The sequence below is a fragment of the Gordonia sp. (in: high G+C Gram-positive bacteria) genome, assembly GCF_047600385.1.
Classification (GTDB): domain Bacteria; phylum Actinomycetota; class Actinomycetes; order Mycobacteriales; family Mycobacteriaceae; genus Gordonia.
This window is the reverse complement of sequence record NZ_JASGKZ010000001.1, coordinates 1,435,304-1,448,361: the sequence shown is the minus strand read 5'-3', so window position 1 is coordinate 1,448,361 and position 13,058 is coordinate 1,435,304. Positions and strand designations below refer to the sequence as shown.

Here is a 13,058-nt window from a genome sequence, read left to right as displayed (position 1 = left end):
TCGCCCGACGTCTCTCCCGGCGGGGCCGGACCGATCCGCTCAGACCAGCGGCCACTGCACGTGCTTCACCTCGAAGAACTCGCGGAATCCCTCTTCGCCGCCCTCGCGCCCGATGCCGCTGAACGCCGGACCGCCCCACGGCGCGTCCGGGCGCATGGGGCCGCCGCCGTTGACGGCGACGGTGCCCGAACGGATCCGGCGGGCGACGGCGACGGCCTCGGGGATCGGGCCCCACACGTTCGCGTTCAGCGCGTACCTGCTGTTGTTGGCCTCGGCGATCGCCTCGTCGATCGTGTCGTAGCCGATCACCATCCCGACCGGGGCGAACAGCTCCTCCTGGGCGATCTCCGAGGAGTTGGGCAGGCCGGTCACCAGCGTGGCATCCAGGAAGAAGCCGTCGAGGCCCGCGGGCCGACCGCCGCCGACCGGGATCGCTCCGCCGGCCTCCCGCGCCCGGGTGAGGTACCCCTCCACGCGATCCCGATGCTCGGCGGTGATCAGCGGACCGAGGAGCGTCGCCGGATCGAACGGGTCGCCGAGCGGGAGGGTCGCGAGGAATTCGCGGGAGGCCTCGACGAACTCGTCGACCTTGTCGTTCGGGACGAAGGTGCGGGTGGTGGCCCCGCAGGCCTGCCCGCTGTTGCGGGTGAAACGCAACGACGACGCCGCGACGGTGGGACCGACCTCGACGCCCGGCAGCAGGATGTTCGGCAACTTTCCACCGAGCTCCAGCACCACCTTCTTGATGGTCGGGGCCGCCAGTTCGGAGATCCGGGCACCGACCTGCGGTGAACCGGTGAAGCTCACCATGTCCACGGCCGGGTGCGACACCACCTGTTCGGTGACCGAAGGCGGGCCGTACACGAAGTTCACCGCGCCCTCCGGGAAACCGGCCTCGTCGATCAGTTCCACGAACTTGGTGGACAGCAGCACCGATTTGGGCGAGGTCAGCGGCATCGTCGAGCATCCCGCGGCGAGAGCGCCGCCGAGCTTGAGACAGGCCATGAAGGTGGGCACGTTGTAGGCGGTGATCGCGGCGACCACGCCGATCGGTTCACGCAGGAGCATGCTGCCGGTGGTGACCGGCGGCCCCGGGAACATCGTCATCGGCTCCTCGTACCCGTCGCGCGGGCCGCGCTCGGCGGCGTCGGCGAACCAGCGCAGGAACGAGAGAGGCAGGTCGACGTGCTGCGGTCCGCCGGTGGTGACCGGGGTGCCGAGTTCGTGCGCGGCCAGTTCGGCGATCAGGTCCCGGTCACGCTCCATCAGATCGGCCAGCCGGTGCAGGAGCGCACTTCGCTCGGCGGGCCCGACCTTCGACCAGGCGCCGGTGTCGAAGGCGCGGCGCGCTCCCGCGACGGCCCGTTCCACCTGTTCCGGCGAGGCCGAGCGAGAGGTCGCGATCGCCTGCCCGGTGGCGGGTGCCACCGTGACGATCTCCTCCCCGGCACCGTCGTCGAACCGGCCGTCGACGTAGATTCGGGCAGCACTCGGATTCACCATCGAATCGCTCTCTTTCGCAGTCGCTCGCGGCTTCTCCGGCGCACGAGAATTCTAGATTTCTTCACGCTAATCGGATTTCGACCGGGATCGACGCCGTTTCTCCTGCGGTTTTCCGAAGCCCCGATTCGGGGTGTTCGAATCGTTCACACCGTGACGAGAAGGTCGGCCGTGTTCCGCCGGGCGAGGCGAGAGAGGCCGGGCGGATCCGTATCCGCCCGGCCCTCCGCTCGCGCACACCGGGGCGCCCGTCGACCCCGGGTGCGACGTCTCTCAGACGCCGATGAACTCGTAGAACTCGAACACCGGCTCCGCGGCGGTCAGCGCCAGCAGCTCCTCGATCACGCCCCGCTCGGTCTGCTTCTCGATGTACTTCGAGAAGTCCTCGGCGGAATCCCAGATCTCGACGAACCGGATGTGGTCGGGGTTCTCGATCTCCCGGGTCGTCAGAATCGCACTGTTACCCGGAAATCCCCGGGTGAACGAGATGTTCTCGAAGATACCACGCACGCAGGTCGTCGTAGCCGCCTTCTGCGGCCACCATGTCGATCGTCACCATCGTCGCCATCGTCTTCTCCTCATTCCTCTCAGGTCGGATACGCTGTCGGCTCAGGCGTTCGGCGGGGTGCCGAGCACCAAGCCGTAGGCGCGCTTGGCGACGTCGCCGGACAGGTCGACGGTGATCGACTTGCTCTGCAGGAACTCGTTGAGCGTGTCCTCACCGAGCTCGTGCCCGATGCCGCTCTGCTTGGCGCCGCCGAAGGGCAGATGAGCGTCGATGTTGTGGTAGTCGTTGATCCAGACCGACCCGGTCTCGATCCGGTTCGCGACGCTCAGCGCACGGTCCACGTCCCGACCCCACACGGCGCCGGCGAGTCCGTACTCCGAGTCGTTGGCGATCGCGACGGCCTCGTCGATCGAGTCGTACTTCAGGACCGAGAGCACCGGGCCGAAGATCTCCTCGCGGGCGATGCAGTGGTGCGGCTCGACGTCGACGAACACCGTCGGCTCCACCCAGAACCCCTTCTCGTACTCTTCGCCCTGCGGCACGCCGCCGCCGACGACGACCGTGGCGCCGGCCTCCCGGCCCTTCTCGATGTAGCCGAGGATCCGCTCCTGCTGGGTCCTGCTCATCACCGCACCGATGTCGGTGGACGGATCCTGTGGATCGCCGATCTTGAGCGTGGCGATGCGGGCCTTCAGGCGCTCGACGAACTCGTCGTGCAGCGACGACGGCAGCAGCAGCCGGGTGCCCGACTCGCAGGCCTGTCCGGCGTGCAGCAGGAAGGCGTAGATCGAGCCGTCGACCGCGGCGTCGAGGTCGGCGTCGTCGAGGACGATGTTCGGGCCCTTCCCGCCGAGCTCGAGCAGGACGCGCTTGACGTTGCCGGACGCATCGGCCATCACCTGGCGGCCGGTCGCGGTGGAACCGGTGAACGAGACCAGCCGCACGTCCGGGTGCTTCACCAGTCGTCCGCCGACGTTCGGGCCGTCGCCCACGACCACGTTCAACGCCCCTGCGGGCAGGCCGGCCTCGGCCAGCACGGCGGCGAACTCGAGCGCGAAGATCGGCGTCTGCTCGTCGGTCTTGAGGACCACCGTGTTGCCGGCGATGAGCGCGGGCACGGCCTTCCACACGGCGATCAGCGCGGGGAAGTTCCACGGCACGATGCCTACGCAGACACCGAGCGGCTCCTTGCGCTGGATGCCCGCGTGCAGCACCTGGCCGCCGATCGGGGTCGGCTTCTCCCAGACGTAGTTGCGCCCCTGCTCGATGTAGTGCTGCAGGTGCACCAGCGGAAAGCCCACGCCGATCGCCCCGGCGACGCGCAGCGGCATGCCCGTCTCCCGTGAACCGAGGAGGGTCAACTCGTCCATCCGGGCGGCGAGGACGCCGGCCGCGCGCTCGAACACCGCGACGCGTTCCAGCGGCGCCATGCCGCGCCAGACCCCGCCCTCGTGGACGGCCTTGGCCGCGGCGACGGCGGCATCGGCGTGACTCGGGTCGGCGCGGGCGACGGTGCAGACCACGCCCTCGGTCGCCGGGTCGATCACGTCGATCGACTCCGCGGAGTCGACCCATCGCCCACCGATCCAGAGGCGGTAGTGCGGGACTCCGTCCCGGTCGATCGCGGGGCCTTCCGACGCGCTGATGCTCGTCTCGGTCATGTCGTCCATCCTTCTTCGTCGAGAGATGCCGAACCGCTCCCCGATGGAATGTGATCCGGCTCTCCATCGTGTCCCGCCTTCCAGCGTATGGACACGCCGACGACCGGGGATGTTCAGAATCCTGGACGCTTCGAGCGGTACGGCGCCGTCGTTCCCGATCACCACGTGACGAGAACGACGGCGCTATAAAATCCGGATATACGGTATTGTTTTGGACATGACCCTTCCGCGCGGCATCCTCACCGCCGCCACCGCGACCGTCCTCGTCTTCGCCGCTGCCGCCTGTTCCGACTCCGACGACACCGCAGGCCCGACGAGCGGGACCTCGTCCGGGGCGACGTCGACCAGCGGATGCGCCCCGGTCCGGGGCAACCTGCTCTCCGCGACCCCCCTCGCGGGTCAGCCCGGCATCGCGCTCCCGGCGCGCCCCGGGTGGTCCCGCATGACCCAGAGCGAGTCGGGGTCGATCCGCCTGACCGTGGTGAACCCCTCGCTCGCCGAGAGCGGATTCTCCCCCACCCTCGTGGTGACCTCGACACCGTCGGCGGGCGACTTCGACACGATCATCGACAACGAACTCAGCCAGCTCACGACCCTGCTCCGGATCGAGAGACCCGCAGGCCGACGCGGCACCGTGTGCGGATTCGACGAGTACACGTTCGACTATCGGGCGGCCGTCCATCCGAACGCGCCCACCCGCACGGTACGGTCCCGGATCGTCGTCGTGCCGACCGGCCCGAACACTGCGTATTCGGTGGTGCTGACGGCGCAGAGCTCGCGCGAGGACGCCCCGAACTACCGGAACGACATCGAGGCCATGTTCGACGACATCCAGGTGACCGCCCCGTAGACGCCCGGGCCGTCAGTGGACGCCGAGCGCGCGCAACCTGTTGTACAGCGTCGATCGGCTGACCCCGAGCGAACGCGCCGCCTTGCTCTTGCTTCCGCCGGCCGCCTCGATCGCCGCCACGATCACATCGCGCTCGGCGCTGCGGATCGGCGACAGATCGGGGCCGGACTCCCGGTACGCGGGCGGCAGATCAGCGGGCACGATGTCGCCCGCGGAACGGGCCCTGGCCATCGCCCGCACCACGTGCCGCAGTTCGGCCAGGTTCCCCGGCCAGCGTTGCGCCGCCAGGACCCGCAGACTCTGCTCGGTGACCCGGACGTGTTTCGTCGCCGCCTCCTCGGCCAGCATCTCGCGGACCAGCCGCGGGATGTCCTCGGGTCGGAGCCGCAGCGGAACCAGGTCCTCACGTTCGTCGCACACCGACAGCAGCGCCGGGTGGATGTCGGGCACCCGGTCTCCGACGGCGACCGTGAGCACCACCTTCCGCGGCGACTGCGCGACATGGCGGACGAGGCAGAGCAGCGAGGTGTCGGCGAGCACCTGGGCGTTCTCGATGATCACGGCCGCCCCCTCCCGGCTCAACGTGCGCCCGAGTTCGGCCACCCAGCCCTTCTCACCGGACAGCGCCGCATCGGCGGCGTCGAACGTCTCGGCCGACGGCCCCGCGGCCGCCCGCGCCGCCGTCGTCCGTCCGCTGCCCGGTTCTCCTGCGATCAGCATCGGCCAGCCGCGTACCGCGGGTACGTCGTCGAGCGCGTGCCCGTCGACCACCTGGACCAGGTCGACGACCATGCCGGCGGTGCCCTCCACCGGGAAACACTCGAGTTCCATCTGCCTGCCGGATTCGAGCCGGATCCGGTGGCTGCCGTCGGCGCGGCCGCCCACCGACTCCACCCAGGCCCGCACGGCCGCGTGGTCGGTGGGCTGCAGTTGATCGAGCGCCGTCTGCGTCGCCAGCACCATCCCCTCGCCGAGCACCATCACCGGGCGGGTCTTGGGCCGGGTCGCCCGCTGGAAGGCGGTCATCAGACGCCGCTGCGAGGCGGGAGAGTTGTCGAGCAGCCGCTCCTCGATCTCCATCGCCAGAGCCCGGGCGATCGGCCCGTAATAGCGCGGATCCTCGTCTGCGGCACCGCCGACGTCCACCACGCCCTCGATCCGCCGGGTCAGCGGGTGGGTGATCGGATGCCCGAAACAGGTGAAGTACTTGAGGATCTCCATCTGGTGTTCGTCTCCGCTGATGAGCATCGGAGTCCTCGTCTCGAGGACGGTGCCGACCCCGTTGGTGCCGACCTTCGACTCCGACAAATGCGTCCCCATGGTGATGCCCCGCTCATCGATCGCATCGCGCACATGCTGTGCGGCATGCCCGACCTGCAGCACCCGCGCGTGCGCATCGGCCACGAGGAAACCCAGTGGCGCACCGTCGAAGACGGTGTGCGCCTTGTCGAACACCGGGGCGACGGCCCGGGCCAGCGGCCCGTCCGCGGCCACCAGTCGGGCCTCGTTCTGCGGCGCCACACCTTTCAGCACTCCGTACCGGTGGGTGCGTACCCGCGCCGCCTCGATCCCTCGTGCGTCTCGGCGCAACCGTACCTGCTGAATCTCACCGTTTCGCAATACAGAACACCTCTCTCTCGGCGCCCTGCATGTACTCGGACCGTCGCTGGACTGCACCGACGAATCCACGGTCGGACATCCTTGCGAGCCCGTTCCCCGCAAGAGCCTTCCGGACAGGGCGACCCTCTCGATAACTCACCTTACGAACGCAGGCGACGGCGAGGTGTCCAGATTTTTGGACACGACGTGTCCAGGATCCAGAACACCCGGAAGCCGGGCGGCCGCCCCCGTCCGGCCGACCCCGCACCGGAGAACCACGAGACGGACCCGCCCGAACTCGACGCCCACGACGAGTGCCGAGTTCACGCGCCTGAGATCAGCGCCCGGTTCGAGCACCTCACGAGAGCTCCGGAGCCGCCGGTCCGCGGACGGCGCCCCGAGCCGGGCCGGTCAGGGATTCTCCGCGAACACCGGCGTCGTCGTGACGAAGGAGTGGAACTCCAGTCGACGCACCTTCCAGTCCCCGTCGACCCGGACGAACTCGAACGAGTAACCGCCGGACAGGAGACAGTTCACCCCGTCGGCGGTGAGCCGGAAGTAGAACACGTCGGTCGTCGCCGACGCGGTATCGCCGTCGGTCTCGATGATCGGGTTGGTGATGTGATGGTGACACCGCGCGACCTGGGTCCACACCTTGCGGACCAGGTCTCGGACTCCGTCGATGCCCGTGCCCTCACCGCGCGGGAGGATGTACTCGGCATCGTCGGACCAGATGCTCATGAAGAGCTCTTCGTCGTGCCTGTCGATGCCCCGGCAGTACTTCGACATCAGCTGCTTGATCTCGGCGACGTCGACCGCCCATTGGATCTCGGCTTCAGAGGCCATGTGATTCCCTGCTTTCCACGGTTGTGCGATCCGCGTTCCGGATCCGATCTCCACGCCCGCCGGAGACGGCCGGACGTGGTGGACGCCGGCGTCTGCGTGCCCGCCGGCGCGGAGCCCGCACGTGACATCGCCGAAGCATGTCGGCCGTCGACGTGATGCGGGCCACCTCCACGCTTCTAACATCTTTCAGAAAATGCCACAAGGGTGCGACCTCGCCCCCGCACCGCCGCACCGCTCCCCGCCCGCGTCCTCATTCGGCCCGCCCGAATCGGGGATTGCCATGATTTCAATTGAGCAGGCGATGCCGGACTCGTAACGTCTGCAGCGGTACTCCGAGCGAGATCGGCGGCCACGGCGAAGGAGCCACGACATGACCGGTCGTCTGCACATGGTGCGGCAGATCGACGTCTTCAGCCTCCGGCTGTTCGTCTCCGCCGTCGAGGAGCAGCAGATCGGCCGGGCGGCGGCCCGCGAGCACATCGCCGCGTCGACGGCGACCAAACGGATCCAGGCTCTCGAAGAGATGGTCGGCATGCCGCTGCTTCAGCGCGGTCGTGCCGGGGTGGTGCCGACCGAGGCCGGCGAGGTGCTGGTCGGCTACGCGCGGACGGTGCTCGGCGAACTCGACGACCTGCACGACGAACTGGCGACCCTGGCCGACCGGGCCGACGACGCCCTCACGGTGTCGGCCGGGCACTCGACGATCGCCGATCTGATCGCGCCCACCGTCAGCGCCTTCCTCGCCGACCGGCCGTTCGCCGATCTCACCCTGAACGAGGTCGACAACTCCGACGTCCCCGAACTGGTCGCCTCCGGGCACAGCGACGTCGGCGTGTTCGCCGGCATCGGCGACCCGGCGGCGACCACCGGCGCCGTGCGGCCGCTGTACGCCGAGCCCCTGGTCGCGGTGGTCCCACGGGGGCACCGGCTCGCCGGGGAGACGACGGTCTCGTTCCGACAGTTGGCCGACGTCGGACTGGTCGCCACCCATACGACGGCGCCGGTGTTCGAGGCGGTCGCCCGCCGGTCCGGGTTCGACGACCCGTGCCGACACGTGGTGCGCACCGGCGAGGTGGCGCTCGGCATGGTCCGGGCCGGGCTCGGCGTGACGATCGTGCCCGCCAAGACTCCGACCCAGGCCGCCGACGACGAGATGACGGTGCTCTCGATCAGCGACCCGTGGGCGGTCCGGCAGGTCAGCGTGACGACCCGGAACGGCCGGATGCCGGGTCCGGCCGTCCGGGGTTTCCTGACCCTCCTGCACCGGGAGGCGCGAAGGCGCCTCCGGCCGGACGCGGACGCCTGAACCGGAGGTGCCCCGCCCCGGGTCGCGGCACGACCGCGGCGCTCGTCGTCAGATGGTCGTGTAGCCGCCGTCGATGTTGAACTCCTGACCGGTGATGTACGAGGACTCGTCACCGGCCAGGAACAGCACCAGGTTCGCGACCTCTTCCGGTCGTCCGACACGGCCCATCGGGATGGCGGGCAGCAGCCGGGCCATGACATCCGGGTTCGACACCAGGTAGTCGCTCTGCGGGGTGTGGATGATGCCCGGGTGCACCGAGTTGACGCGGATGTTCCGCTTGGCCAGGTCCACCGCCGCGTTCTTGCTCAGGATCCGGTTGGCGCCCTTCGACGCGCCGTACGCCGGGTGCAGGTCGGGCCACACGATGATGCCGGCGATCGACGACATGTTGACGATCGTTCCGCCGCCGGCCGCGTCGAACTGCGGCAGCACCGCCTGGATCCCGTAGAACTGGGCGTAGACGTTGAGCGAGATCAGCTTCTCGAAGTCGTCGATCTTCGCCTCGTCCCAGGTCTCCGGGTGGCCGGGCAGGCCCGCGTTGTTGACCAGGATGTTCAGCTTCCCGAAATCGGCGGCGACCGCGGCGACGGTCGTATCCCAGGCCTGTTTGGAGGTGACGTCGTGCTGGTACGCGTTCGCCTCGCCGCCGGCCGCCCGGATCTCGTCGACGACGGCCTGCGCCGCGTCGAGCCGGATGTCGGTGACGGCCACCCGGGCGCCCTCTTCGGCGAAGCGCCGGGCGCCGGCGGCGCCCATCCCCGAGGCCGCACCGGTGAGGAGGGCGACCTTTCCTTCGAGTCGTGCCATGTCTTCTTACCTTTCGTCGACGGCGCGGGCGCCCTGCGCCGCACCGATCCTGTTCGCTTCGGCCGCCAGAGCCTCCGCGTACTGCTGTGGTCCGGAGCCGTGATCCCACAGGACGGCCCGCAGCCGGGGGCCGCACCCGTCCGCTCCGGCATCGGCCAGACCCGCGGCCTTGGCCAGGATGTGCTCGACCGTCATCGGCCGTTCGGCGGTGCCGATGCTGTCGGCGACCAGTGCGGTGCGCACCGTGCCGTCGGTCAGCTCCAGACGGACCGCGGTGGCGAAGTGCTCCGGGTAGTAGGCGGCCTCCATCTCCGGGTCCACCTCGAACCGGACCTTCTCCATCAGTCGCCGGACCACCGGATCGCCGAGGTTCTCCTCGGCGTACGCGTGATAGGCCTCGGGTCCGTGCGCGAGGGTCGCCGCCACCACGAACGGGCAGCTGTACTGCGCGGTCATCGAGGAGTCCGCCGGGGTCAGGTGCTGTTCGGCGATCAGCCGCGGACCGGTGACCAGCACGTCGGCCACGTCCTCGGGCGCCAGCGTGAAGGCGTCGGTCACCTCGCGCAGCGCGTCGATCGTCGAGTGGAACAGTCGGCAGCACGAGTACGGTTTCAGGCTGATCCGGTGGATCGCCGGGCCGCGGTCGAGACGCACCGGATCGGGACCGGAGCCGAAGCAGGCCGCGAGCCCGTAGACGCCCTCCACCGCGAGATACGGGGCGGTCACCGCGGGCAGAGCGGCGAAGTCGGCGGCCCGGATCGCGTTGTGCGCGCCGAGCCCGGCGTGCACCCGCTTCACCTCGCCGCCGGTGGCCTCGGCGGAGAACTGCATCGACCCCGAGGGCTGCGAGAGCGCGTGCCCCCACGCCTCCTCCAGCAGCACCGCATCCACGCTCCGCCCCGCGCGGAGACGGCGGAGGGTCAGCGCCGTCGTCGCTCCGCCGTAGGTGCCGAGCAGCGACGTCGGATGGAAACCGCGGTGGACGACGGCCATGCCGCCGGCCGCCTCCCCGAGCAGCGCCGTCGTCTCGTAGCCCGCGGTGATCGCCTGGAAGAACTGCTCGCGGGTGACCGGCGGACCGGGCTCGGCCGCCACGGCGAGGGCGACGGCCATGACGACCGATCCCGGATGACTGGCGGTGGCGTTGTGCGTGTCGTCGAGTTCGAAGGCGTGCGCGGCGGTGCCGTGCACGAGCGCGGCGATCGACGACTCGGTCGCCCAGTCGCGCCCGAGCACCCGGCTCGACCCGGTGCCGGCGAAGCGTGCCGTCCAGTCGGCGACCTCCGCCGTCACCGGGCGCGTGGCTCCCCACAGCGACACGAGGAAGTCGTCCAGCAGCAGTCGGCGCAGCGCCTCGACGTCGTGCTCCGTCGGCGGGGTCGCGGCGACCCCGGCGACGTGCCGGGCGAGTTCGGCCGTGGTGGCCGCGGTCCGCGGAGCGGCCGCCGTCACGAGATCGGCCCGGACGAGCCGAGCTCGGCCCAGTCCTCGGGATCGTGGAGGACCCAGATCCGCGCGTCCTGCGCCGCGGCGAGCTGCTTGATCCGCTGGATCGAGACGATCGCCTCGTGCGCGTTGTAGTCGACCGGGCACGGGCACTCGTACTGGACGCCCGAGCGCAGGTGGACGGTGTCGCCGGTGATCAGGTATTTACCCGAATCCGGGACCTCCACCATCAGGCTGATCTCGCCGGGGGTGTGACCCGGCGTCTGGTACAGCACGATCGAGCCGTCGCCGAACAGGTCCAGATCCTCTCGCAACGGATTCCACGCGAAGTTCCGGGTGCGCTCGAAGTCGGCGGCGCGGTAGAAGCCGGCGAAGTACTTGTCCGGCCACATCGCGTAGCGGATGTCGACCTCGGACATGAAGAACTGGGCGTCCGGGAACAGGTACATGCCGCCGGTGTGGTCGAAGTGCGAATGCGAGATCACCACGTGGGTCACGTCGGACAGCGTGTAACCGGCCGCTTCGATCTGCTTCTGCAGGGTGTTCTCCGGCGGGCACTCGAGGGCGAACATGTCGACCAGGTCGCCGTAGACGGCGCGCGGGTCGTCCCACGCCTCGGGCACCAGACCGGTGTCGAAGAGGACCAGGCCGCGCTCGTGCTCGATCAGGAACACCGGGATGGGCACGGCGAGCGGTCCCTGCGTACCCATGGTGATGAGACCGCTGTCGAGGATGATCGTGGCTCCGGGGAGCGGAAGGATGCGTTGTGCGGGCATGACGGAACCGGCTTTCTGTCTCGGTGGGGGGGAAACGGTGAGAAGTGACGTGCGGCCGCCGGCCGCACGGAATCAGTCGAGGGTGTCGGCGAGGGCGCCCGAGACGCCGAACGAGGTGATCTCGACGAAGCCGTCGAAGCCCTCGAGACCGGCCTCCCGGCCGATGCCGCTGTGCTTGAAGCCGCCGAGCGCCGCCTTGAATCCGGTGCCCGCGCCGTCGACCTCGACGCTGCCGGTCCGCAGGCGCTGCGCCACCGCGAAGGCGCGGTCGGCGTCGGCGCCGAACACCGCGCCGGACAGGCCGTAGTCGGAGTCGTCGGCGACGCGGACGGCCTCGTCCTCGTCGTCGACGGCGATCACGGCCACCACCGGCCCGAAGATCTCCTCCCGGGCGATCACCATGTCGTTGGTGACGCCGGTGAACAGGGTCGCGTCGACGAACTGACCGTTCTCGAAACCCTCGGGCCGGCCGCCGCCGACCGCGACGACGGCGCCCTGCTCGCGGCCGGACCGGATGTAGCCCTCGACGCGCTCACGATGCCGGGCCGCGGCCAGCGGGCCGAGTTCGGTGGCCGGGTCCAGCGGATCGCCCACCCGGATGTCGGAGATCTCGGCGACCAGGGCGTCGACCAGCTGATCGTGGATCGAGCGCGGCACCACGATGCGGGTCTTGTTGGTGCAGGCCTGGCCGTTGTAGCGGAACGAGAGGGTACGCAGCGCCTTCGCGGCGGCGCCGAGGTCGGCGTCGTCGAGCACGATCGCCGCCGACTTGCCGCCCAGTTCCAGGGTGTACCGGCGGAGGTCGTCGCCGCACAGTGCGGCGATCCGGCGGCCGGCCGCGGACGAACCGGTGAACGAGACCTTGTCGACACCGGGGTGGGTCACCAGGTATTCGCTCTCGGCGCGGTCGGCGGTGACGATGTTCAGCACGCCGTCGGGCAGGCCCGCACGGACGGCGAGGTCGGCCAGGTGGTTCGAGCTGAACGGCGCCTCGGGCGACGGTTTGAGGATCACCGCGCAGCCCGTCAGGAGCGCGGGCGCCAGCTTCAGCATGCCGACCGAGAGCGGGGCGTTCCACGGGATCACCGCGGCGACCACGCCGATCGGGCGGCGCATCACGTAGGCGTTGCCGAGCGGCGAGCGGCGCAGCCGCGCCCAGGGGTACTCCCGGGCGAGTTCGAGGTTCACGTCGAGCAGGGCGAGCGCCGCCCCCGCCTGTGAGGGCACGGTCTGCGCGATCGGCACCCCCATCTCGGTGGTGATCGTCGTCGCGATCTCCTCGGTCTCCTCGGCGAGCAGGTCGCGGAACCGCTGCAGCACCGCGCTGCGCTCGGCGAGCGTCATCCGCGGCCACGGCCCCTCGTCGAACGCCGTCCGCGCCGCGGCGACCGCCGCATCGACGTCGGCCCGGGCCCCGAGTGCGGCACGACCGACCGTCTCGCCGTCCAGCGGCGAGACGACGTCGAACGCGGCGTCCGACGACGCGGGCACCCATCGCCCGCCGATGAAGAAATGGGATTCGTTGTCGTGTCGCACGTCGGCCTTCCTCATGGACTCGTCCGGCACTCGCCGGCCCCGATCCGAGTGGCCACGACGCTCTTCGTCGGTGCCCCGGATCACTCCCCCACCACGCTTCATCGTGATCTGGATCACGTCAATTGATGGTTGGGAAAGCATGCTTCCGTTCCCCGAAACCCGCAGTTCACAGCCCTGTTCGACGACGCACGGCGCCGCCCCGGCCGGAACCGGAACGACGCCG

The 13,058-nt window shown here is 69.9% G+C and carries 11 protein-coding genes; 2 read left to right on the top strand and 9 right to left on the bottom strand.

Annotated elements, in window-relative coordinates:
* Positions 1-39 precede the first annotated feature (39 nt).
* The 3 genes from QM809_RS06315 to QM809_RS06305 form a co-directional block, all read right to left on the bottom strand.
* Positions 40-1,503, bottom strand: a complete 1,464-nt coding sequence (locus QM809_RS06315; RefSeq protein WP_415044955.1) for an aldehyde dehydrogenase family protein — start codon at positions 1,501-1,503, stop codon at positions 40-42.
* Positions 1,504-1,773: 270 nt separating this feature from the next.
* Positions 1,774-2,010 carry a putative quinol monooxygenase gene (locus QM809_RS06310; RefSeq protein WP_415044954.1) on the bottom strand — a complete coding sequence of 79 codons (237 nt, stop codon included), beginning with the start codon at positions 2,008-2,010 and terminating at the stop codon, positions 1,774-1,776.
* Positions 2,011-2,109: 99 nt separating this feature from the next.
* Complete coding sequence (locus QM809_RS06305) at positions 2,110-3,669, bottom strand: aldehyde dehydrogenase family protein (protein WP_415044953.1); 1,560 nt, start codon at positions 3,667-3,669, stop codon at positions 2,110-2,112.
* 217 nt (positions 3,670-3,886) lie between these two features.
* On the opposite strand from QM809_RS06305, the gene QM809_RS06300 reads away from it, so the two are divergent.
* On the top strand, positions 3,887-4,519 hold the full coding sequence (locus QM809_RS06300) for an LpqN/LpqT family lipoprotein (protein ID WP_415044952.1): 633 nt from the start codon (positions 3,887-3,889) through the stop codon (positions 4,517-4,519).
* A gap of 12 nt (positions 4,520-4,531) precedes the next feature.
* Here QM809_RS06300 and QM809_RS06295 read toward each other — a convergent pair whose 3' ends face one another.
* Both QM809_RS06295 and QM809_RS06290 read right to left on the bottom strand, forming a co-directional pair.
* Positions 4,532-6,040 carry a helix-turn-helix domain-containing protein gene (locus tag QM809_RS06295; RefSeq protein ID WP_415044951.1) on the bottom strand — a complete coding sequence of 503 codons (1,509 nt, stop codon included), beginning with the start codon at positions 6,038-6,040 and terminating at the stop codon, positions 4,532-4,534.
* Positions 6,041-6,529: 489 nt separating this feature from the next.
* Positions 6,530-6,964, bottom strand: a complete 435-nt coding sequence (locus QM809_RS06290) for a nuclear transport factor 2 family protein (protein ID WP_415044950.1) — start codon at positions 6,962-6,964, stop codon at positions 6,530-6,532.
* 370 nt (positions 6,965-7,334) lie between these two features.
* Between QM809_RS06290 and QM809_RS06285 the strand changes: the two genes are divergently transcribed.
* Entirely contained in the window at positions 7,335-8,270 is a 936-nt protein-coding gene (locus QM809_RS06285; protein ID WP_415044949.1) for a LysR family transcriptional regulator, read from the top strand.
* Positions 8,271-8,318: 48 nt separating this feature from the next.
* Here QM809_RS06285 and QM809_RS06280 read toward each other — a convergent pair whose 3' ends face one another.
* The 4 genes from QM809_RS06280 to QM809_RS06265 form a co-directional block, all read right to left on the bottom strand.
* Positions 8,319-9,077 (bottom strand): SDR family NAD(P)-dependent oxidoreductase, encoded by a 759-nt coding sequence (locus QM809_RS06280; RefSeq protein WP_415044948.1) that lies wholly within the window; start codon positions 9,075-9,077, stop codon positions 8,319-8,321.
* A 6-nt stretch (positions 9,078-9,083) separates the two neighbouring features.
* Positions 9,084-10,529: an MmgE/PrpD family protein gene (locus QM809_RS06275; protein WP_415044947.1), complete on the bottom strand. Its 1,446-nt coding sequence runs from the start codon at positions 10,527-10,529 to the stop codon at positions 9,084-9,086.
* Complete coding sequence (locus QM809_RS06270; protein WP_415044946.1) at positions 10,526-11,299, bottom strand: N-acyl homoserine lactonase family protein; 774 nt, start codon at positions 11,297-11,299, stop codon at positions 10,526-10,528. Before QM809_RS06270 ends, QM809_RS06275 begins: the two co-directional genes overlap by 4 nt.
* Before the next feature lie 72 nt (positions 11,300-11,371).
* The gene (locus QM809_RS06265; RefSeq protein ID WP_415044945.1) at positions 11,372-12,835 is read right to left on the bottom strand and encodes an aldehyde dehydrogenase; all 1,464 of its coding nucleotides are present in this window, start codon (positions 12,833-12,835) and stop codon (positions 11,372-11,374) included.
* Between the last annotated feature and the right edge of the window lie 223 nt (positions 12,836-13,058).